Here is a 21,388-nt window from a genome sequence, read left to right as displayed (position 1 = left end):
TCTGCCTTTTTTGCATTTTTAGCCCTTGAATTCCCTCTTTTTGACCCCATTTATTGAATATCGATTTATTCGCAGTTTTACGAAATTACACATAACTTAATTTTTTGGAGCCATTATGGGAAAGATTATCGGAATTGACTTAGGAACCACAAACTCGTGCGTTTCAGTTGTTGAAAACAATGCACCTAAAGTTGTCGAGAACGCAGAAGGTGGCCGCACAACTCCTTCCATCATTGCTTACGTTGAGGATGGCGAAGTATTGGTTGGCGCGCCTGCAAAACGCCAATCAGTTACCAACCCTAAAAACACCATCTACGCAGTAAAGCGTTTGATGGGTCGCAAATTTACTGATACTGAAGTGCAAAAAGACATCGGCTTGATGCCTTACAAAATTGTTCAAGCAGACAACGGCGATGCTTGGGTTGAAGCGCGTGACAAAAAAATGGCACCACAACAAGTGTCAGCAGAAATTCTGCGAAAAATGAAAAAGACAGCCGAAGACTATCTCGGCGAAGAAGTAACTGAGGCGGTGATTACTGTTCCTGCTTACTTTAACGATAGTCAGCGTCAAGCAACTAAAGATGCAGGCCGTATTGCTGGTTTGGATGTAAAGCGCATCATCAACGAGCCTACTGCTGCTGCATTGGCATTTGGCTTAGACAAGCAAGACAAAGTGGATCGTAAGATCGCTGTGTATGACTTGGGCGGCGGCACATTCGACGTGTCCATCATTGAAATTGCTAACGTAGATGGCGAGAAGCAGTTCGAAGTGCTCTCCACTAACGGCGACACCTTCTTGGGTGGCGAAGACTTTGACCAACGCATCATTGATTGGATCATTGCTGAGTTCAAGAAAGAGCAAGGCGTAGATTTGAGCAAAGACGTATTGGCATTGCAACGTTTAAAAGACGCTGCTGAAAAAGCCAAGATTGAACTGTCATCTGCACAACAAACTGAAATCAACTTGCCATACGTAACTGCTGATGCAGGCGGTCCTAAGCATTTGAACTTGAAGTTAACTCGCGCTAAGTTGGAGTCTTTGGTAGAAGAGTTGGTCAATCGTACGGCTGGTCCTTGCTTAACTGCAATTAAAGATGCTGGCGTGAATGTGGCTGACATCGATGACGTCATTTTAGTTGGCGGTCAAACCCGTATGCCTGCAGTTCAGGACAAGGTAAAAGAGATTTTTGGCAAAGAGCCACGTAAGGACGTGAACCCAGACGAAGCGGTTGCTGTTGGTGCCGCGATTCAGGGCTCTGTATTGTCTGGCGATCGTAAAGACGTGTTGCTCTTGGACGTAACCCCATTGTCATTGGGTATCGAAACCCTAGGCGGCGTGATGACCAAGATGATTCCGAAGAACACGACCATTCCTACTAAGCATTCACAGGTTTACTCCACAGCGGAAGATAACCAACCTGCTGTAACCATTAAGTGTTTCCAGGGTGAGCGTGAGATGGCCGCCGCCAACAAATTGCTCGGTGAGTTTAATTTGGAAGGGATTGCTCCAGCACAACGCGGTATGCCACAAATTGAAGTGACTTTTGATATTGATGCCAACGGTATTTTGCATGTAACTGCAAAAGACAAAACGACTGGCAAAGAAAACAAGATCACCATTAAGGCAAACTCTGGTTTGACTGAAGAAGAAATTTTGCGCATGGTGAAAGATGCTGAAGCAAATGCCGATGAAGATAAAAAAGCATTGGAATTAGTAACAGCGCGTAACACTGCTGATGCTTTGGCCCACTCAACCAAGAAAGCCTTGGAAGAGCATAGCTCCGCTTTAGAAGCTTCTGAGAAAGAAGCAATCGAAGCTGCCTTGAAAGAATTGGATGAGGCAATCAAGGGTAGCGATAAAGCTGCTATTGAAGCTAAGACTGAAGCTTTGGGTAAAGCTAGTCAGAAGTTGGGCGAAAAAGCCATGGCTGCTGAACAAGCTAAAGCTGGTGGTGCTGCTCCTGGCGCAGCTCCTGGTGGCGCGCAAGCTGCCGCTCCGGATGCTGACGTAGTGGATGCGGATTTCAAAGAAGTGGATGACAAAAAGTAATCCCGGAGAGTGAAAGCCATTTAATGTAGTTTAGAAGTACTTAAATAACAAGTCGGCCTCGTGCCGACTTGTGTCATTCAGGTTGTTGAGAGGAATTTTGTGCCTAAAAGTAAACCCGATTATTACGAAGTGCTTGGTGTTGCGAAAGGTGCCAGTGATGAGGAGCTAAAAAAAGCTTATCGGAAAATGGCGATGAAGCATCACCCTGATCGCAATCCCGATAGCAAAACAGCGGAAGCGCAATTCAAACAAGTTAAAGAAGCTTACGAAACCCTCACGGATCCCAATAAGCGTGCTGCTTATGATCAATATGGTCATGCAGGTTTGGATCAATCGAGTGGTTTTGGCGGCGGCGGCTTCGGCGGCGGCGGTTTTGCGGATGCCTTCGGCGATATATTCGGCGATATCTTCAGCCAAGGCGGTGGACGTCAGTCGGGGCCCCAGGTTTATAAAGGTGCTGACTTACGTTACAACATGGAGATCACTCTCGAGCAAGCTGCCGAGGGCTACACCACGCAAATTCGGGTGCCAAGCTGGAGTGACTGCAAGCCATGTCACGGTACTGGCGCAGAGCCTGGCAGCAAAGCTGAGAGATGCACTACTTGCGATGGTCATGGCCAAGTTCGTGTCCAGCAGGGCTTCTTCTCCATGCAGCAAACTTGCCCCAAGTGCCGCGGTACTGGTGAGTATATCCCGAAGCCATGCAAGACTTGCCATGGTAGTGGTAAGAATAAAGAACAAAAAACACTCGAAATCAAAATCCCTGCGGGTATTGATGATGGCATGCGAGTGCGCTCCGTTGGTAACGGCGAGCCAGGTGTCAATGGTGGACCATCCGGAGATCTTTATGTAGAAGTCAGAGTTAAACCCCATAAGGTGTTTGAGCGCGATGGCAGTGACCTGCATGTACAAATGCCGATCTCTTTTGCAACTGCAACGATTGGTGGCGATATTGAGGTGCCAACGCTTTCAGGGCGCGTCGAGTTCCCGATACCTGAGGGCACGCAGACTGGAAAAACCTTCCGTTTGCGTAATAAGGGTATTAAAGGTCTGCGCTCTACGATGGTTGGCGACCTCTTCGTTCACATTGCTGTGGAGACCCCAGTGAAGTTGACTGATGAGCAAAAGAAAATGCTCAAGAAGTTTGATGACAGCTTGAAGTCTGGCGGTGACAAACATAACCCCCATCAAAAGGGTTGGTTTGATGGTGTGAAGAGTTTTTTTAGTTAACTAGTAGCTAAATTTATCCAGCAAAGCCGTGTTCGGGTCCGGGGAACTTTCCGGATTTCACTTCTCGAACATAGGCTTTGACTGCTGCTTCAATCGAGGCGTGACCATCTAAAAAGTTTTTAACAAACTTCGGTGGCTTTCCAGGGCTGATACCCAACATATCTTGCAGGACCAATACTTGACCGGAGCAATCTGCTCCTGCACCGATTCCAATAGTAGGAATAGAGAGAGACTCGGTAATAAGCTTGCCTAATGAAGACGGAATTGCTTCGAGCACAATCATTTGCGCACCAGCTTGCTCACAAGCAATCGCTTGTTCGAGCATCAAGCTTGCAGCATCTTTAGATTTACCTTGAACCTTATAGCCGCCCTGAATATGAACAGACTGCGGCAATAAACCCAGGTGCGCACAAACGGGCACACTGCGTTCCACTAAATACTGAATGATGTCGATTTGCCAATCACCACCCTCAAGTTTGACCATATCGGCGCCAGCACGCATGAGTTCTGCTGCTGAATCTAAGGCTTGAACAGGATCGCCATAACTAGCAAAAGGAAGATCCGCAATGATGAAGGCATGAGAGTTGGCGCGGGTCACACACTCGGTGTGATACGCCACTTGCTCGACGGTTACCGGGGTAGTGCTCGAGTGACCTTGAATCACATTACCTAGAGAATCCCCAATCAGGATAGTTTCTACCCCGCAGCGATTTAATAAAGCTGACATCGTTGAATCGTATGCCGTCAGCATGGCAATTTTTTCACCCTCAGCGCGCATGGCGAGGAGTTTAGAAATCGTAATTGGCTTTTCGCCCTGTAAGTAACCCATGGCGTGAGTTTAATGAATTAATATGCTGATTGGCTATAAACGTCTTTTTCACCGCAATTACAGTTGCGGCAAGGGAGTTTTTCAATGCGCTGATCAGCTACGTTGGGTAAATAAGCCTTGAGTTCGCCCCAGTTGGGTAAAAAGAAATCCGGGGCAATTTCCAGCAAAGGCAGGAGGACAAAAGAGCGCTCAATGATTCTGGGGTGAGGAATGGTGAGTTCGGTATCTGTTTGCGATACGCCCTCAAATGCCAGAATATCCAGATCAATCGTGCGGGGCGCATTGGTGTAGGGGCGCTCACGGCCAAATTCTTGTTCAACCGCTTGGCAGACGTGTAATAAGCCATAAGGGCTTAATTGCGTTTCAATTTCAATTACTACATTGATATAGTCGCCGCCAGTGGCCTGGAAAGGCGCGCTTTGGTAGAAGCAGCTTTTGGCCAGGATTTGGAGTTCGCAGCGCTGCGCAAGGCACACAATCGCGTCAGTAATAAGCTGACGCGTGTCACCGATGTTGCCACCAAATCCAATAAAAGCTCGAGACATGCCCATTCCAAACGAGAGAAAGCTACAGGAAACTACCGAATCTACTTTACTGAATTTTTCTCAAGTCTGCTTAGACTGCTGCACCTTCAGTGGGTGTGGCTAATTTGGCTTTTCTACGACGACGTCGTTTTGCAGGGGAGGCGCTATTACCAGTCTCATTTTTGACGCTAGCCATCAAGGCTTCTTGGCCTGCTGGATCAGTAGCGATGAAGTCAGTCCACCATTGACCGAGAGAAGGGTTTTTCTCGCCGGTGGTACAGCGCAACAACATAAAGTCATAGCCTGCTCTAAAGCGTGGGGATTCAATCAGGCGATAAGGGTAGCGTCCAACACGCTTTTCAAAGCGGGGCTGCATAGACCAGATTTCTCGCATGTCACTTTCGAAACGACGTTGAATCACCATGCCATTACTTTGGCTTGCAATAGTTTCGTCCATCGCATCATGCAGTGCTGGAATATTAGAAATTCCTTTGGCAATATTCTTTTTCCAATTACTCAGCAGGTCTGGCCACAGTAAAGTAGCAAACAAGAATCCTGCAGAAACGCTCTTGCCAGATTGAATGCGTTGGTCGGTATTTGCAAGAGCAATGCGAACAAAATCATTTGCTTCTTTTGAATCCGCGCTTTTATCTAGGATGTGATCCAGCAAGGGCAGTAGGCCGTGATGTAGTCCTGCATCTTTTAGGCCTTGAATCGCAGTCCATGAGTAACCTGACATGAGTAGCTTAAGGATTTCATCGAAGAGGCGGGCAGATGGAACATCATGAATCAGCTTGCCTAATTTAGCGATGGGCGCGCGTGTTGCTGCATCTAAAGTAAAGCCGGTCTTCGCAGCAAAACGAACAGCCCGCAACATGCGAATTGGATCTTCACGATAGCGCTTAGCGGGGTCACCAATCATGCGCAAGGTTTTCTTTTGCATATCAGCCATGCCGCCGTGATAGTCGAGTACGGTCTCAGTAGCGGGATCGTAGTACATCGCATTAATACTGAAATCTCTGCGGGCGGCATCTTCATGTTGGCTGCCCCAGACGTTATCTCGTAGGATGCGGCCATTTTCAGCTACGTGCTCACCAGCGTTTTCCAGTAAGGCTCTGAAGGTGGAGACCTCGATTATTTCAGGCTGGCCTTTGCCAAAGAAAGTCACGTGCACAATCTGAAAACGACGGCCAATTAGGCGTGCCTTACGGAACAACTTTTGTACTTGCTCGGGAGTGGCATTAGTTGCCACATCGAAATCCTTTGGGCCAATTCCTAAAGCCAAATCTCGTACTGCACCGCCGACAATAAAAGCGTCATAGCCAGCCTGCTGCAAAGTTTGGGTCACCTTCACGGCATTTTTAGACAGTAAATGCGGATCAATCCGGTGAGATTTTTTAGGGACTCGTTTCGGTGCGCCAGGGGTATGGGCTGCAGTATGTCGGACCATCGGGTCACGACGCAAAATACGTTTAATAAATTTGGTAATCATGCAAACAGTTCAAGTATAGGCCAGTGACGTTTTGAGGCTTCATCACGTAGGCGAGCATCTGGATTGGTAGCAACCGGGTTGCTGACTTTTTCCAGGAGAGGTAAATCATTCATAGAGTCTGAATAAAAATAACTTTGTGGGAATTGGTCTAATGCGATATTTTGTGTAGCAAGCCAATCATGCACTCGTTGAATCTTGCCTTCTCGAAAACTCGGGATACCTTTAACTTCGCCAGTGAAATCGGCGAGCGGGTTATCTCCCACGGTCGCAGGCTCGGTGGCCACGAGATGTTCGATGCCAAAACTTTCTACGATAGGGCGAGTAACAAAGCTGTTGGTTGCGGTCACTACACAGCAAAGATCACCGGCATCTTGGTGACGTTTTACTAAATCAAGTGCTTGTTGACGTAGCTGACCAAGAATTACTTCTTGCATAAACGCATCATGCCATTCTTTGAGCTGCGCGCGAGAATGCTCCGAAAGTGGCTTCAAAGTAAAGCGCAAGAACTCTTGAATATTGAGCTTGCCATCTTTGTAATCTTGATAGAAGCGTTCATTTTGCTGTGCATAGTATTTGCTATCTACTACGCCAATTCGTGCCAAGAACTGGCCCCATTCGTAATCGCTATCGCAGGGGAGAAGAGTGTGATCTAAGTCGAACAGTGCTAATTGAGTCATTAATATTTATTTGGGCTGCAAGAGCTCTCTAACCAGAGGCAAGGTGACAGCACGTTTTGTTTCTAGTGAATAAGCATCCAAAGCATCAATCAAGGCCATCAGGTTTGGCATATCGCGATAAAAGCGATTTATCAACCAAGGCAATACCTCTGGGGATAAAACCAAGCCGCGCGCTTGCGCTGCTTGCTGTAAGGCTTCTATTTTCTCATCATCGCCTAAAAGATGAGTTTGAAAGATCAAACCCCATCCTAGACGGGTGCGAAGGTCTTCTCTAAGGCTTAAAGCGCCGGGGGCGGCATTGCCTGCCATGAAGATGTGAATGGCTTTGCTGCCATGAATAGCATTCAGAATACGAAATAAAGAGGCCACCAAGCGCTCATCCAGTCGATCCACGTCATCCACAGTAATTACAGAGGGTTTATCGCTTGCACAGAGGTTGGGCAGGCTTTCTTCTAGGCGTACCCAGGAAATCGGTTCATTGGGGGTGAGGGGGAAGTACTCCAAACCCAACGCCTGGGCGGCATCGCCAATAGCGCTTAGCAGATGGGTGCGACCAGAGCCTTCTGGTCCCCACCAATAGATCCAGCGTTGGTTCAGCGGATTTTCACTAGACTCTCTTGGGGCGTTTATTTCCCAAGCTTTGACCAAGGCCAACAAGGCCGAGTGCAGCGCCAAGTTTTCTCCAGCTAGAAAATTATTTAAGCTGGGTTTAGGTGTGTGACCAATATCAAGCGCAAACTGTTTTGGTAGTGAGGAGCTATTCATTGCTGCGGAAACTTATTTTTGATACCAAGAGCTTTGGGTATAGCGTGACCAACCATACTGCAGTAGCACCAAGCTGACTGCGCTTGTTGGTAACGCCAGCAACACACCAAAGAAGCCAAATAATTTCCCGAATAGCAGTAAAGCAAAAAGCACTGCGACGGGATGCAAACCAATTCGCTCGCCTACTAGTCGTGGCGTGAGGAGGAAGCCTTCAATAAATTGCCCTAGTCCGTAGAGCACTAGGACCCCGATGATTGCGCCGCCAGGCCCAAACTGCAAAAGGGCCGCAAGGATGGCCAAGGTAAATCCTAAGGTAATGCCGATGTAGGGGATCACAATCATGAGCGCAGTGAATACGCCTAATGCCACAGCGCCTTTGATTCCAATAATGCTTAATCCAGCACTGTAAAAAACGGACATGATGGAAATGACGATAAGCATGCCCCTGAGATATTGAGACAACAAACCATCGGCATGCATTGCGAGGTGGTGAATAGTTTCTTGTGCGCGTACTGGAACAATCGATTTGACGAGTTTGAAAAAATGCCCCCAGTCGATCAAGAGATAAAACATCACAAATAGCGTCAGAACCACATTAACGAATCCTGTAATTACTGAGCTACCTGACATTAATACCGTATCCAAAGTGGAGGACATTAGTGCATCGGAATTGTCGTTGAGGTGTGTAGTAATTTTTTGGGTGGCGCTCGACTTGAGGGTGCCCCAATCCACATCAATATGAAAATCATTCAATTTGGGCTGAAGCCAAGCTTGGGTGTTTTGGATCCAAGTTGGAAATTGAGCCTTGATGAGGGGAATTTCAGTTTTGAGGAGGGTAATAAGCAGGCTCAAAATCAAAAAACACACGCCCAGGCCAAAAATCATGGCAATCCCAGCAGCCGCTGCGCGGGGTAGGCGATACCTCTCAAGCCACAGGCAAACTGGGCGTAGGGCGTAAGCCAGAATAAATGCAGTCAGAAAAGGGGTAAAAATTTCAGCCATCGTGCTCGAATCCTCTAGAATTCAATGATTCTACCGACCAAGTAGTGTTTTTTACTAATCTTCTATATCTGCCATGAACTCATCTACTAATTCTTCCTCAAAAGGCCTTTCCTACCGTGACGCTGGTGTCGACATCGACGCTGGGGATGACTTGGTGGATCGCATCAAGCCTTTGGCCAAGAAAACCATGCGCGAAGGAGTATTAGCTGGCATTGGCGGCTTTGGCGCCCTGTTTGAGGTGCCAAAACGCTATAAAGAGCCAGTATTGGTATCTGGCACTGATGGCGTTGGTACTAAATTGAGATTAGCTTTTGAGTGGAATCGCCACGATACGATCGGCCAGGATTTGGTGGCGATGAGTGTGAACGACATTTTGGTTCAGGGCGCCGAACCCCTCTTTTTCTTGGATTACTTTGCCTGCGGCAAGCTCACTGTAGATACTGCCGCCACTGTAGTTGGCGGAATTGCTAAGGGTTGTGAGTTGTCAGGTTGTGCATTGATTGGTGGAGAAACGGCCGAGATGCCTGGCATGTACCCTCCAGGAGAATATGACTTAGCCGGCTTTGCTGTTGGCGCAGTTGAAAAATCCAAAATTATTACTGGCGCAACCATTACTCCTGGCGATGTCGTTTTGGCAATTGCTTCGAGCGGCGCACATTCAAATGGCTATTCATTGGTTCGCAAAATTATTGAGCGTGCTGGTGCCAAGCCAACCGATGATTTGGGTGGTCGCTCCTTGGGTGATGTGGTGATGGCCCCCACGCAAATTTATGTGAAGCAGTTGCTGAAGTTGATCGGAGAGGTCAATGTGAAAGGCATGGCGCATATCACTGGTGGCGGCTTAGTGGACAACGTACCACGCGTGCTTCCAGAAAATACGCAAGCTGTATTGCATCGCGACAGTTGGCAGATGCCAGAACTCTTCCGTTGGTTGCAGATGAAGGGTGGCGTAGCGGATGCAGAAATGGTTCGCGTATTTAACTGCGGTATTGGTATGGTGGTGATCGTCACTGCCGATCAAGCGGATGCTGCAATCCAATCCCTCAAAGCTCAAGGTTTGCATGCTTGGACTGTTGGCGAGGTTGTAGAGCGTCCAGCTGGTGCACCGCAAACTATCGTTATTTAATACTGAGCAAAGCCTATTTGCTTAGGCTTTGTTTGCAGTACTCTATTGCTGAACTCAACTCGCTTGGGTTGAAGGGGTCAAATGTTTTTCTCCCGGCAATCGCGCGCAACCAAGTTAACTGTCGTTTGCCAAGCTGTCTAGTCGCAGCCAGTGCTTTGTAGCGCATTTCAGCTTGATCTACTTCACCAGATAAGTATTCCCAGACTTGTCGATAGCCAACAGAGCGAATGGCAGGGAGATCGCCATGCAGGTCTGGATTCTTTCTGAGCAACTTAACCTCTTCTAGTAGCCCACCGACCAGCATTTCATCAAATCTTTTTTCTAAGTTCTGATGCAGGCGCAAGCGATCACTCGGCTCTAGTGAGATGAGATCAATCCACTCTGGGATGGATGAACCTTCTCGGCCATCTTCGCTTGGTGAATCTGCCAACAGCTCCGACATGGGTTTTCCAGTAATTTCATAAACCTCTAGAGCACGTTGTACGCGTTGAGAGTCATTGGGCTGTAAACGTGCGGCGGTAACAGGGTCTACTTTAGCTAACTCGGAATGCATCGCAGGCCAGCCAATCACTTTCCCTTGCTCATCGAGACGGGCGCGGATCTCTGGATCTGCTGGCGGGAGCGAGGATAGGCCATACGCCCATGCCCGCCAATACAGCATCGTGCCACCCACCACAACCGGAATATTTCCCCGCTCTCGAATTTCCTGACATAGTCGTTTGGCATCGTTTGCGAAGCGTGCTGCTGAATAGGACTCGGTGGGATCCAAGATATCAATCAAGTGGTGCTGAACCGCAGCTTGTTCTGCTTTAGTTGGTTTGGCGCTGCCAATATCCAATCCGCGATATACCAAGGCGGAGTCCATGCTGATTAATTCAACGGTTTGACCAATGGATTTGGCATGCTCTGCTAATGCCATTGTGAGATGGGTTTTGCCTGCGCCTGTTGGGCCAACAATACACAGTATGGGTGGCTGATCAGATAGATGCGTAGGCTGAATGTGAAGTTCAGTTTGCATACCGCATTATAGGAATGAAATGCCGCAATCGGTATTGCTAGCCTGTTAATATCCTTGCAACTAATACATGGAGCACGATTTGATCGATACCTTATTGCAGTTAGGTGATTTGCTGTTGCACATTGATCGTCATTTAGACATAGTGATTCAGCAATACGGCTATTGGGCTTACGGCCTACTCTTCGCTATTGTTTTTGCCGAGACTGGTTTAGTAGTTGCTCCATTTTTGCCGGGCGATTCATTATTGTTTATTGCCGGAGCCTATTGCGCTACCGAGCATTTCAATCTGTGGACTCTTTGTATTGGCTTATTAATCGCAGCCATTGCTGGCAATACCGTGAACTACTTTATTGGTCGGTGGATTGGCGAAAGAATTTTTAGTAGCCAGTCACGTTGGATTGATCAGGCAGCTTTACGTAAGACACATTCTTTTTATGAGAAGCATGGCGGCAAGACAATTATTGTGGCCCGCTTTTTACCGATCATTCGTACCTTCGCACCTTTTGTTGCTGGCGTTTCAGCAATGAACTTCTCTCGCTTCCAGTTGTTCAATGTGACTGGTGCGCTCTTGTGGGTTTTTGGTTTGGTTGTTGCTGGTTATTTTTTTGGCAACATCCCCATCATTCGCCAAAACCTTAATGTGATCGTATTGATTGGTATTGGTGCGGCAGCTATTCCAATCGTGCTGGCCGCGCTATATAAAATATTTCAACGTAAAAAGAAATAAGATCGCTGAATCGGGTTGCTTAGTGCAGCTTAGTCTGGCTTTCAAGCGTGGCAATGTGCTCACGAATATCTGCCACGTCTTCTGCGCCAGGCATTTCGCTTAAGTAGTGATGCAGATCCGCTATCGCAGGACGAACGTACTCTAGTTGAGCGAAGATCAAGCCGCGATCACGAACCTCCTCGGCTGAATCTGGCAACAGAATCACGAGACGTTCTTGAATGCCCAATAGCCTCTCCCAGCGCTCATCCTCTGAATAAATCATTTTGAGGTTTCTCATAAAGCGCGAGAGGATTTCTCGCGAGCTAGAGGCTCTCAAGAAAATATTAAGTGGCAGACTGAGTTCACCGCGATAGCCTTTGGCATCAAGGTACGGGTCCAGCATCTCTTGCAATTGATTTTTTGAAAGGGATTCGCCATTCAATGGATCCATGATGATTTCACCTTGTTGTAAGGAGATGCGCATCATGAAGTGATTCGGGAAAGACACTCCGCGAATATTCAAGCCAATTTGCTGGCCTAGCTCCATCATCAAGATGGCTAGAGAAATTGGAATACCACGGCGATTCTCAATGATCTGATGTAGATAAGAATTCTCGGGTGCGTAGAAGTCATTCGGGTTGGGGCCAAAGCCCAACTCGTTATAAAAGAAATGCTTGAGCAACTGCAGGCGCTGAATTGGTGGCGTATCTGAAGTAATGCGTTGCTTGAGTTTGTTGCCCCACTGATCAATCTGATCCAGCACTCCTTGAACATCAAGGTCAGGGTAGGCATGTTGTGCAACTGCTACTGTCGCCTCGGTTAAAGGGAAGTGCTCGTCCTCAGCAACGAGGGATGTGAAATAGTCGAGTTGTTGTGTTGGCATACAAGCTATTTTGCATGACGTAGGAATTTTTGCCAGCGGATGCCAACGAGGCCTAAGGCTGCAAAATAAATAACTGCAGCGGCAGCTAGCCAGGCAGTCACTAACCCTACTCGAGTCCAGGGGGTAGATTGAAGTGCGATCCAATCATGCGCGGTGGCTGCGTAATACAGCAGGAACGCAAAAGGAATTAAGGCCAGCAATAACTGCCCTAGATATTTAAGCCACGCAGCACTGGGTAGGGCGCCACCTCGATGTAAGCCCACCCAAAGGAGTGTTGCGTTCAGGCAGGCGCCAGTACCAACGGAGAGTGCAAGACCGGCATGCCCAAACCAAGGAACAAAAACTAAATTGGCTAATTGGGTTGCTACCAAGACCAGTAGGCCAATCTTTACTGGTGTGCGGATATTTTGCCGTGAGTAAAAGCCGGGAGCTAAGATCTTCACCAAAATGAGGCCAATAAGTCCAACACCATAGGCTGCCAATGCTCGCTGCGTCATTAAGACGTCTAAGGCGTTGAACTTGCCGTAGTGATACAGCACCGCTGCCAGTGGTTCACCAAAAATAAAGAGCGCAATTGCGCAAGGGGCGGCTAGCAAAAAGGTCAGTTGCAGTCCCCAAATGAGAAGTTCACCAGCATGTACTAAATCATTTTTTGCGTTTGCCTTACTCAGGCTTGGCAGCAAAACTGTTCCTAGAGCCACGCCTAAAAGGGCCGTCGGAAATTCCATTAGGCGATCTGCATAGGAGAGCCAGGATACGCTACCCGCTTGTAGGCGAGAGGCAATGTTGGTATTGATGATGAGGGAAATCTGAGCAACAGAAACGGCAAACACCGCAGGACCCATTAATTTCATGACACGACGGGCATCCGGATTTTTAACTGCCGCTTTAATTGCTCCGGGTAGGAGGCCCACTCTTGGAAGTAGGCCTAAATGAGCAAGGGCTGGAACCTGAATGGCTAACTGCAACACGCCGCCCAACAGTACGCCAATACTCAGGGCGTAAATTGGTTGATCCAGATGGGGTGCCAAAAAGATGGCGCTGCCAATGAGGGCTAAATTGAGTAAAACCGGGGTAAACGCCGGAACAGCAAAGCGACCAAAGGTGTTGAGGATTCCCGCAGAAAGGGAAACCATGGAAATGAGGCCAATATAGGGGAACATGATTCGGGTCATGACTACGCTTGCCTCGTAGGCTGGACCTCCCTCAAAGCCTGTAGCAATCGCCAGAATCAACAGGGGCGCGCCAATAATCCCCAGGAGTACCGTAAGCAGCAAAGCCCAAAATAAGAGCGTAGCAACGACATTTACGAGGATCTGGGACTGTTTTACATCCCCTTGGCTCGAGATTTCCCCCAAAATAGGCACAAATGCCTGGGAAAAGGCTCCCTCGGCAAAGAGTCGGCGTAGCAAATTGGGCAGTCTGAAGGCTACATTAAAGGCATCCGTCCACTCTGAGGTCCCAAAACTACGGGCAATCAAGGTCTCCCGGAGGAGTCCGGTGATCCTGGAGAGCATCGTGAGGGAGCTGACCTTGGCGGCAGTGGAAAGCAGATTCATGGGCTAATTTTCCCCTATTTATTAAGCGACTGGGCTTTTTTAGTCCTTTAATGTAAAATCTTGGGTTTTGGTGAGTCAGCTTACAAATTTGGCGAACCCACGCAGATTTTCAGTTAATCGTATTTTGTAATTTTTATATAGCAAGGTTTAAAGATGGCCAATACCGCACAAGCGCGTAAACGCGCACGGCAGGCAGTAAAACAGAATGAACACAACTCCAGTTTGCGTTCAAAGCTTCGCACTTCCATCAAGGCAGTTCGCAAAGCAATTGAAACTGGCGACAAAGCTGCTGCAGCTAAAGTGTTCGCAGCAACTCAATCAACAATCGACAAGATTGCTGACAAAAAGATTGCTCACAAAAATACTGCATCACGTCAGAAGTCACGTTTGTCTGCAGCTATCAAGGCAATGGCAGCGTAAGACTTTTATAGTTTTAGGCAGACTCTAGAGTAATCTGAGTCTAAGCCCGCTCCTTATCAGAGCGGGTTTTTGTTTTTAGGACTGGGATTGTGAATTCGGTTCGAATTCACAGGCCTCTTCGATTGGTAGGCTGTTGTCTTTGGCAAAGTTCATGACAAAGTCGAGCGCTCTCGGATCAAGGTCTCTTAGTCTGGTATCAATAACAACGCATTTCACTTTTGCAATAACCACTGGCCTGACATATGGTGAGTAAGTGAAGCGGGGGTCGCCAGCATCGCCTGGCGGGCGAAAAGTGGCCATCACCCCGCAAAGACGTTCGGCCCAGTCGCTGGGACGAAAAGGTTTGCCAGAAGTTGTAATGCCTTGAATGAAAAGCTTTTTGTGGTTCAAGTTGGCGTAGAAATCGTTGTAAGGAATCAGTGTTGCTCAGCCCTCTAGCTTAACAGTCTGCGAAGGCCTTAAGATGACTTTAGGAACTATTTTCGTGCAGTTCGATGCCCCAAACAAAAAATGCAAGCTAAAACTCTAGTAGAAAGCTCAACAATGACATCTTTGGCAAAGCCTCAAGTGCCCGGCCAGGTTAAGCATTACTTGCAGTTTGCTGACCTGACGTGCGAAGAGTATGACTATCTCCTTAAGCGCTCTGCTTGGCTTAAGACCAAGTTCAAGAGTTACGAGACTTGGCATCCTTTGCACGATCGCACGCTAGCAATGATTTTTGAGAAGCACTCCACGCGCACCCGCCTTTCCTTCGAGGCGGGCATCCACCAGCTTGGTGGTCATGCTGTCTACCTAAATACCCGCGACACTCAGTTGGGTCGTGGCGAGCCTGTAGAGGACGCTGCTCAGGTAATTTCCAGGATGACTGACATCATCATGATCCGTACTTTTGGCCAAGAGATTATTGAGCGCTTTGCAGCCAATTCTCGTGTGCCTGTGATCAATGGCTTAACCAACGAATACCATCCTTGCCAAGTATTGGCCGATATCTTTACCTTTGTAGAGGCGCGCGGCCCGATTCAGGGTAAAACAGTTGCTTGGGTGGGTGATGCCAACAATATGGCTTATACCTGGATTCAGGCGGCAGAGTGTTTGGACTTTCAAATTCGTTTCTCTGCTCCTGGTGGTTATCAACTGGATGATTCCAGGTTGACTGCGAAAGCTTTGGAGCACCTGACAATTTGCTCTGATCCAAAAGACGCCTGCAAAGGTGCTGACTTGGTTACTACTGATGTATGGACTAGCATGGGCTATGAGGATGAAAATACTTCTCGTATGGCAGCTTTTAAGGACTGGATGGTGGGTGAAGAGTTGATGTCTTTAGCCAAGCCAGATGCCTTGTTCATGCATTGCTTGCCGGCACATCGTGGTGAAGAGGTTTCTGCTGAAGTGATTGATGGCCCTCAAAGTATTGTTTGGGAAGAGGCTGAAAATCGTTTGCATGTTCAGAAGGCTTTAATGGAGTATTTACTCTGTGGTCGCTTGGATTAATTTAAGTAATTTGTCTTTGTTGGTTATTCGTTAATTTTTGATTGAATAGAAATCATGTCTGATATTAAAAAAGTTGTTCTAGCGTATTCCGGTGGTCTTGACACTAGCGTGATCTTGAAGTGGCTTCAAGATACGTATCAATGTGAGATCGTTACTTTTACCGCCGATTTGGGTCAGGGTGAAGAGCTTGAGCCAGCGCGTGCTAAGGCACTGCAGTTTGGTATCAAGCCAGAAAATATTTTTATCGATGACCTGCGTGAAGAGTTTGTGCGCGACTTTGTATTCCCCATGTTTCGCGCTAATACGATTTATGAAGGTGAGTATCTTTTAGGTACCTCCATTGCGCGTCCATTGATCGCCAAACGTCAAATTGAGATTGCTCGTCAGACTGGCGCGGACGCTGTTTCACATGGTGCTACTGGTAAAGGTAATGACCAGGTGCGTTTTGAGTTGGGCTACTATGCACTCGAGCCAGGAATCAAAGTTATTGCTCCATGGCGTGAATGGGATTTACTCTCTCGTGAAAAATTGATGGCTTATGCAGAAAAGCATGGCATCCCAGTTGAGATGAAGCATAAGCAAGGCGGCTCACCATACTCCATGGACGCCAACTTGTTGCACATCAGTTACGAAGGTCGTCATCTCGAGAATCCAAATGCTGAAGCCGAAGAATCCATGTGGCGTTGGACGGTCTCTCCCGAGAAAGCTCCAGACACCCCAGAAATAATTGAAATTGAATTCCGCGCAGGTGATCCAGTAGCGATTAATGGCACAGCCTATAAGCCTCATGAGTTGTTGGCAGAGCTCAATCGTATCGGTGGTATGCATGGTATTGGCCGCCTCGACTTGGTTGAGAACCGCTTCGTAGGTATGAAGAGCCGTGGTTGCTATGAAACTCCTGGTGGCACAATTTTGTTGAAGGCGCACCGCGGTATTGAGAGTATTACTCTAGATCGTGAAGTAGCTCACCTCAAAGATGACTTGATGCCACGTTACGCTAGCTTGATCTATAACGGTTTATGGTGGGCGCCAGAGCGTCTGGCCTTACAAACCTTGATCGATCACACTCAACAGATGGTCAATGGTGTTGTACGCCTGAAGCTCTATAAGGGATCTGTCTCTGTAATCTCACGTGATTCAGCAAACACTTTATTTGATCAAACAATTGCTACCTTTGATGATGATGGCGGCGCTTACAACCAAGTAGATGCCGGTGGATTCATCAAGCTCAATGCTTTGCGCATGCGCATTGCTGAAACTGCAAGACGTAAGCGTGCTAAATAATTCAGATAAATAACTAACTAGTAATTCAGATTAGAAAGAATAAAGATGGAATTTGATCAAGTTTCTGTAGGCAAAAAAGCCAATGTATTTTTCGATGGTAAGTGCGTATCCCATACTGTGACTCTGCCAAACGGTGTTCGTAAGTCAGTTGGCGTTGTATTGCCAAGCACTTTACGTTTTGACCTGAGCGCTAAAGAGATCATGGAAGTGGTTGATGGAAATGCCTTCGTTAGCATCAACGGCGCTCCAGAGGTCGAGTTCAAGGCTGGTCAAAGCTGGGAAGTGGAAAAGGGTGGTTATTTCATCATTCGTGCCGAGTCCCCGGTTCACTATGTTTGCCACTTTGAATAAGTGAGTTGATAAGCAAGGCGATTGTTTCTTGTGCCCTCAAATAAAACGCAGACCTCGGTCTGCGTTTTTGTTTGTGTAGGCGTCAATAAACTTTTATTTCTTAGGCAGTCCTTGAATGACCGTGCCGGGGACGATGACTCTCTCAGAGAACCACTGTTTGTTCATCTCTAGCGCGTAGCGTACTGCCGCCTTCGGACAGTGGTTATTGGTAGTCTCCGCTTGCATCTCTTCGATGTTCACAATCTTTCCATCATCAGCAATGAAGGCGATGGACAGTGGGATCTTGGTGTTGCTCATCCAGAAACAGTGACCTGCTTTTTGTTCGAAGATAAAAAGCATGCCGGAGTTGGTGGGCATGCTGGTCCGATTCATGAGTCCAACTTCACGGGCCTTGGGTGTATCCGCTAACTCTACCTGAATACGATAGATTCCAGTCTTGAGTTCAATTGTCGGCAGGCCAACATTTTGCTGTGCAAATGTAGCGCTTGAAAAGCTGCTGATAATCGCCGCCAATGAAAATATGAATTGTTTGATATTGGGTAAACGCATGGTGTTTTTAAGTGATTGGTGTGAGTGGGGGGTAATTCTAAGGTAGTGCTGGCAAGACAAGAAAATATAGGCGAAAAAAAACCCAGGAACAAGTCCTGGGTTTTTAGTAATGATCTAAAGCAGATTAAGCTGCTTGGATATTAGTAGCTTGTTTGCCTTTAGGGCCTTGGGTAATATCAAACGTTACCTTTTGGTTTTCCTTGAGGGTTTTGAACCCAGGCATTGTGATTGCGCTGAAATGCGCGAACAACTCTTCTTCACCATCATCAGGTTTGATAAAGCCAAAACCTTTTGCATCATTGAACCACTTAACAATTCCGGTCGCCATGCGAACTCCATTACATAAACTTAAAACAACCGTGATGAGGGTGAATACTTTTTAATCAGTCTCGCTCTACAACACGCCTAAATAGGACTTCAAATAAAGCCTACCCCCTGATTGTTTGCCCTTTATGGTGGGGTGTCAAGGGGTAGGGCAAAGATAGTTACTCATAAAGCCCCCTTTTTTTATCGAAAAATGCCCCAATATGGGGTTAAGAGCCCTTTCTTGATGGTTTTTTGCAACAAAGCCCTCAAATCCAATTTTTTATATCTGTGTTTAGAATGTTTCTCATGAGTCGTACAACGAAAAATCCCACGGTTGGCAATCCAAACAGCCCTCACATCGAAGACATCCTTCTTCTCGAAAAGCAGGCTGAGAAACTAAAAGCGCCTTCGATGTATAAAGTTTTACTATTGAATGACGATTACACGCCAATGGAATTTGTGGTGATGGTTATTCAGGAGTATTTTAATAAAGATCATGAAACAGCTACACGGATCATGTTGCAGGTTCATTTAGTTGGCAAAGGCATTTGCGGTGTATTTACACGTGATGTTGCGGCAACAAAAGTGCATCAAGTTATCGAGCTCTCCCGCGAAGCGGGTCACCCACTACAGTGCACTATGGAGGAAGCATGATTGCCCAGGAACTAGAAGTCAGTTTGCACATGGCGTTTGTTGACGCACGAGCTTCAAGACATGAATTTATTACGGTAGAGCATTTACTTGCCGCCCTATTAGATAACGCAACCGCAGTCGAGGTTTTAAAAGCCTGCGCTGTCAATATTGCTGAGCTGCGTGCGCAACTCAAGAACTTTATTAATGACAACACACCCGTTGTCCCCGGTAATGATGAAGTGGATACGCAGCCAACCTTAGGTTTTCAGCGCGTCATTCAACGTGCCATCATGCATGTGCAATCCACCTCAAATGGTAAGAAAGAAGTTACTGGCGCCAATGTACTCGTAGCCATCTTTGGTGAAAAAGATTCGCATGCGGTGTACTTCTTGCAGCAACAAGGTGTGACTCGCCTCGACGTAGTGAACTTTATTAGTCACGGTGTACGCAAAGATCAAGCTGAGAGTGTTAAGCCTGCTGAGGCGGCCCAAGAGACGGAAGATGCATCGTCCGGTGGTAAAGAGAGCCCTTTAGAGCAATACACCCAGAACCTCAATGTTCTGGCTAAGCAAGGCAAGATTGATCCACTAATTGGGCGTGATAGCGAAGTTGAGCGTGTGATTCAGGTGCTTTGCCGTCGCCGTAAAAATAATCCGCTATTGGTGGGTGAGGCTGGCGTGGGTAAGACCGCGATTGCTGAAGGTCTAGCCTGGAGAATTGTAAAAGGGGATGTCCCTGAGATTTTGGCTGATGCCACAGTCTATTCCTTGGACATGGGTGCGCTATTAGCGGGCACTAAGTACCGTGGAGATTTTGAGCAGCGCTTAAAGAGTGTTCTCAAGTCTTTAAAAGACAGCGCACATGGCGTTTTATTTATTGACGAGATCCACACCTTGATCGGTGCAGGTGCCGCATCGGGCGGAACCTTGGATGCGAGTAATTTACTAAAACCTGCGCTATCGAATGGTCAGCTCAAATGTATCGGCGCAACCACCTTTACTGAGTATCGTGGCATTTTCGAAAAAGATGCAGCCTTGTCACGTCGATTCCAGAAGGTGGATGTAGTTGAGCCAACCGTAGATCAGACAGTGCAAATCTTGCGTGGTTTGAAGTCACGCTTCGAAGAGCATCACGGTGTTAAATACGCTTCCACCGCTTTGGTGGCTGCGGCTGAGCTGTCTTCACGCTACATCAATGATCGCCATTTGCCTGATAAGGCGATTGATGTGATTGATGAGGCTGGTGCTGCGCAACGTATTCTGCCGAAGTCCAAGCAGAAGAAAACCATTGGCCGTCCAGAGATTGAAGAGATCGTTGCCAAGATTGCTCGCATACCGCCACAGTCTGTAACTGTGGATGATCGTAGCAAGCTGCAAACATTAGATCGCGATATTAAGAGTGTGGTGTTTGGTCAAGATCCTGCAATTGAGGCATTGGCGAGCGCTATTAAGATGACTCGTGCTGGTCTTGGCAAGATCGATAGACCAATTGGATCATTCTTGTTCTCTGGCCCAACTGGTGTTGGCAAGACTGAGGTTGCTAAGCAGCTTGCTTACATCTTGGGTATTGAGCTTCTACGCTTTGATATGTCTGAGTATATGGAACGTCATGCAGTTAGCCGTTTAATTGGCGCGCCTCCAGGATATGTAGGCTTTGACCAAGGGGGCTTGCTGACTGAGGCTGTTAACAAGAAACCGCATTGCGTTCTCTTGCTCGATGAAATTGAAAAGGCTCATCCAGATATTTTCAATATTCTCTTGCAGGTAATGGATCACGGCACTCTTACGGATAACAATGGCCGCAAGACTGACTTCCGTAATGTCATCATCATTATGACTACGAATGCTGGCGCTGAAGCTATGCAGAAGTCCACGATCGGCTTTACCAATGCGCGTGAGTCCGGCGATGAAATGGCCGATATTAAGAAGTTCTTTACGCCAGAGTTCCGCAACCGTTTAGATGCGATTGTTTCCTTCAAGGCGCTTGATGAAACCATCATCATGCGTGTAGTGGATAAGTTCTTAATGCAACTAGAAGAGCAACTCCATGAGAAGAAGGTGGATGCCACATTTAGCTCAGCATTGCGTGCGCATTTGGCTAAACATGGCTTTGACCCGCTCATGGGCGCAAGACCAATGCAACGCATCATTCAAGATGCGGTGCGTAAGGCTCTGGCAGATGAGCTACTTTTCGGAAAATTAGCGCAGGGTGGTCATGTTGACGTTGACATTGATGCTGATGGCAAAGTTCAGCTTCAGTTTGATGCTCCGGGGATTCCGGGTAAACGGCCTAAGGCAGATGTAGCTCCAGTTGAGGAGATTTAACTTCCTTTGCCCTTAATGCTGGGTCACTAAACAGCCACCCAAATGAACTAACCCCCAGTAGTTGGACAGTTTAGTTAGGTTAGCACGAGGGATTGAGTTCGGTAATTTACCGGGCTCAATCTCTTTAGTTTTTGTTTGATTCGATCATGGTTGTAGTAATGGATATATT

General features: G+C 47.3%; 23 protein-coding genes. 10 read left to right on the top strand and 13 right to left on the bottom strand.

The features are described 5' to 3' along the window. The first annotated feature begins 115 nt into the window (after positions 1-115). Together dnaK and dnaJ are read left to right on the top strand one after the other, a co-directional pair. On the top strand, positions 116-2,050 hold the full coding sequence (gene dnaK / locus ACIQZ3_RS05565; RefSeq protein ID WP_397391122.1) for a molecular chaperone DnaK: 1,935 nt from the start codon (positions 116-118) through the stop codon (positions 2,048-2,050). Positions 2,051-2,149: 99 nt separating this feature from the next. Continuing rightward, positions 2,150-3,280, top strand: coding sequence for a molecular chaperone DnaJ (dnaJ, locus tag ACIQZ3_RS05560; protein ID WP_397391120.1), 1,131 nt, complete (start codon positions 2,150-2,152; stop codon positions 3,278-3,280). 13 nt (positions 3,281-3,293) lie between these two features. Here the strand turns inward: dnaJ and panB are convergent, their stop codons facing one another. The 6 genes from panB to ACIQZ3_RS05530 form a co-directional block, all read right to left on the bottom strand. Then, on the bottom strand, positions 3,294-4,109 hold the full coding sequence (gene panB, locus ACIQZ3_RS05555; RefSeq protein WP_397391118.1) for a 3-methyl-2-oxobutanoate hydroxymethyltransferase: 816 nt from the start codon (positions 4,107-4,109) through the stop codon (positions 3,294-3,296). 17 nt (positions 4,110-4,126) lie between these two features. Further along, positions 4,127-4,654, bottom strand: a complete 528-nt coding sequence (gene folK / locus ACIQZ3_RS05550) for a 2-amino-4-hydroxy-6-hydroxymethyldihydropteridine diphosphokinase (protein ID WP_397391116.1) — start codon at positions 4,652-4,654, stop codon at positions 4,127-4,129. A gap of 70 nt (positions 4,655-4,724) precedes the next feature. Further along, the gene (gene pcnB, locus ACIQZ3_RS05545) at positions 4,725-6,125 is read right to left on the bottom strand and encodes a polynucleotide adenylyltransferase PcnB (protein ID WP_397391114.1); all 1,401 of its coding nucleotides are present in this window, start codon (positions 6,123-6,125) and stop codon (positions 4,725-4,727) included. Then, on the bottom strand, positions 6,122-6,802 hold the full coding sequence (locus ACIQZ3_RS05540) for an HAD family hydrolase (protein WP_397391112.1): 681 nt from the start codon (positions 6,800-6,802) through the stop codon (positions 6,122-6,124). The genes pcnB and ACIQZ3_RS05540 overlap by 4 nt, the downstream gene beginning before the upstream one ends. Before the next feature lie 6 nt (positions 6,803-6,808). Continuing rightward, positions 6,809-7,567 carry a DnaA regulatory inactivator Hda gene (hda, locus tag ACIQZ3_RS05535; protein WP_397391110.1) on the bottom strand — a complete coding sequence of 253 codons (759 nt, stop codon included), beginning with the start codon at positions 7,565-7,567 and terminating at the stop codon, positions 6,809-6,811. Positions 7,568-7,579: 12 nt separating this feature from the next. Then, positions 7,580-8,569: an AI-2E family transporter gene (locus ACIQZ3_RS05530; RefSeq protein ID WP_397391108.1), complete on the bottom strand. Its 990-nt coding sequence runs from the start codon at positions 8,567-8,569 to the stop codon at positions 7,580-7,582. Positions 8,570-8,642: 73 nt separating this feature from the next. On the opposite strand from ACIQZ3_RS05530, the gene purM reads away from it, so the two are divergent. Beyond that, positions 8,643-9,695 (top strand): phosphoribosylformylglycinamidine cyclo-ligase, encoded by a 1,053-nt coding sequence (gene purM, locus ACIQZ3_RS05525; protein ID WP_397391106.1) that lies wholly within the window; start codon positions 8,643-8,645, stop codon positions 9,693-9,695. A gap of 13 nt (positions 9,696-9,708) precedes the next feature. Here purM and miaA read toward each other — a convergent pair whose 3' ends face one another. Continuing rightward, a complete protein-coding gene (miaA, locus tag ACIQZ3_RS05520; RefSeq protein ID WP_397391104.1) occupies positions 9,709-10,713 on the bottom strand; it encodes a tRNA (adenosine(37)-N6)-dimethylallyltransferase MiaA in 1,005 nt (334 codons plus the stop codon). A 67-nt stretch (positions 10,714-10,780) separates the two neighbouring features. Between miaA and ACIQZ3_RS05515 the strand changes: the two genes are divergently transcribed. Further along, a complete protein-coding gene (locus ACIQZ3_RS05515) occupies positions 10,781-11,440 on the top strand; it encodes a DedA family protein (protein WP_397391103.1) in 660 nt (219 codons plus the stop codon). 19 nt (positions 11,441-11,459) lie between these two features. Here the strand turns inward: ACIQZ3_RS05515 and ACIQZ3_RS05510 are convergent, their stop codons facing one another. Together ACIQZ3_RS05510 and murJ are read right to left on the bottom strand one after the other, a co-directional pair. Further along, the gene (locus ACIQZ3_RS05510) at positions 11,460-12,302 is read right to left on the bottom strand and encodes a SirB1 family protein (protein WP_397391101.1); all 843 of its coding nucleotides are present in this window, start codon (positions 12,300-12,302) and stop codon (positions 11,460-11,462) included. Between the two features lie 5 nt (positions 12,303-12,307). Further along, positions 12,308-13,861, bottom strand: coding sequence for a murein biosynthesis integral membrane protein MurJ (gene murJ / locus ACIQZ3_RS05505; protein ID WP_397391099.1), 1,554 nt, complete (start codon positions 13,859-13,861; stop codon positions 12,308-12,310). 153 nt (positions 13,862-14,014) lie between these two features. Between murJ and rpsT the strand changes: the two genes are divergently transcribed. Continuing rightward, entirely contained in the window at positions 14,015-14,281 is a 267-nt protein-coding gene (gene rpsT / locus ACIQZ3_RS05500; RefSeq protein WP_015421893.1) for a 30S ribosomal protein S20, read from the top strand. A 75-nt stretch (positions 14,282-14,356) separates the two neighbouring features. Here rpsT and ACIQZ3_RS05495 read toward each other — a convergent pair whose 3' ends face one another. Next, positions 14,357-14,671 carry a DUF3579 domain-containing protein gene (locus tag ACIQZ3_RS05495; RefSeq protein WP_114691861.1) on the bottom strand — a complete coding sequence of 105 codons (315 nt, stop codon included), beginning with the start codon at positions 14,669-14,671 and terminating at the stop codon, positions 14,357-14,359. 153 nt (positions 14,672-14,824) lie between these two features. On the opposite strand from ACIQZ3_RS05495, the gene argF reads away from it, so the two are divergent. The 3 genes from argF to ACIQZ3_RS05480 are packed head-to-tail and all read left to right on the top strand — an operon-like array spanning position 14,825 to position 17,407. Further along, positions 14,825-15,772, top strand: coding sequence for an ornithine carbamoyltransferase (gene argF / locus ACIQZ3_RS05490; protein WP_397391097.1), 948 nt, complete (start codon positions 14,825-14,827; stop codon positions 15,770-15,772). A gap of 54 nt (positions 15,773-15,826) precedes the next feature. Beyond that, a complete protein-coding gene (locus ACIQZ3_RS05485) occupies positions 15,827-17,056 on the top strand; it encodes an argininosuccinate synthase (protein WP_397391095.1) in 1,230 nt (409 codons plus the stop codon). 45 nt (positions 17,057-17,101) lie between these two features. Continuing rightward, the gene (locus tag ACIQZ3_RS05480; protein ID WP_397391093.1) at positions 17,102-17,407 is read left to right on the top strand and encodes a pyrimidine/purine nucleoside phosphorylase; all 306 of its coding nucleotides are present in this window, start codon (positions 17,102-17,104) and stop codon (positions 17,405-17,407) included. Positions 17,408-17,500: 93 nt separating this feature from the next. On the opposite strand, the gene ACIQZ3_RS05475 is transcribed toward ACIQZ3_RS05480, so the two are convergent. Next, on the bottom strand, positions 17,501-17,956 hold the full coding sequence (locus ACIQZ3_RS05475) for a DUF192 domain-containing protein (RefSeq protein ID WP_397391091.1): 456 nt from the start codon (positions 17,954-17,956) through the stop codon (positions 17,501-17,503). A gap of 124 nt (positions 17,957-18,080) precedes the next feature. Beyond that, positions 18,081-18,284: a cold-shock protein gene (locus tag ACIQZ3_RS05470; RefSeq protein WP_011903586.1), complete on the bottom strand. Its 204-nt coding sequence runs from the start codon at positions 18,282-18,284 to the stop codon at positions 18,081-18,083. Between the two features lie 275 nt (positions 18,285-18,559). On the opposite strand from ACIQZ3_RS05470, the gene clpS reads away from it, so the two are divergent. Beyond that, entirely contained in the window at positions 18,560-18,916 is a 357-nt protein-coding gene (gene clpS, locus ACIQZ3_RS05465; RefSeq protein ID WP_397391182.1) for an ATP-dependent Clp protease adapter ClpS, read from the top strand. Further along, complete coding sequence (gene clpA / locus ACIQZ3_RS05460; protein ID WP_397391089.1) at positions 18,913-21,219, top strand: ATP-dependent Clp protease ATP-binding subunit ClpA; 2,307 nt, start codon at positions 18,913-18,915, stop codon at positions 21,217-21,219. The genes clpS and clpA overlap by 4 nt, the downstream gene beginning before the upstream one ends. 74 nt (positions 21,220-21,293) lie before the next feature. Here the strand turns inward: clpA and ACIQZ3_RS05455 are convergent. After that, on the bottom strand, positions 21,294-21,388 hold a 95-nt coding region (locus tag ACIQZ3_RS05455; RefSeq protein WP_397390723.1), incomplete at its 5' end, for an IS3 family transposase.

It is taken from the genome of Polynucleobacter sp. (assembly GCF_044342855.1).
GTDB lineage: Bacteria > Pseudomonadota > Gammaproteobacteria > Burkholderiales > Burkholderiaceae > Polynucleobacter.
Note: the sequence above shows the minus strand (reverse complement) of the source record. Positions and strands in the feature narration are given on the sequence as shown.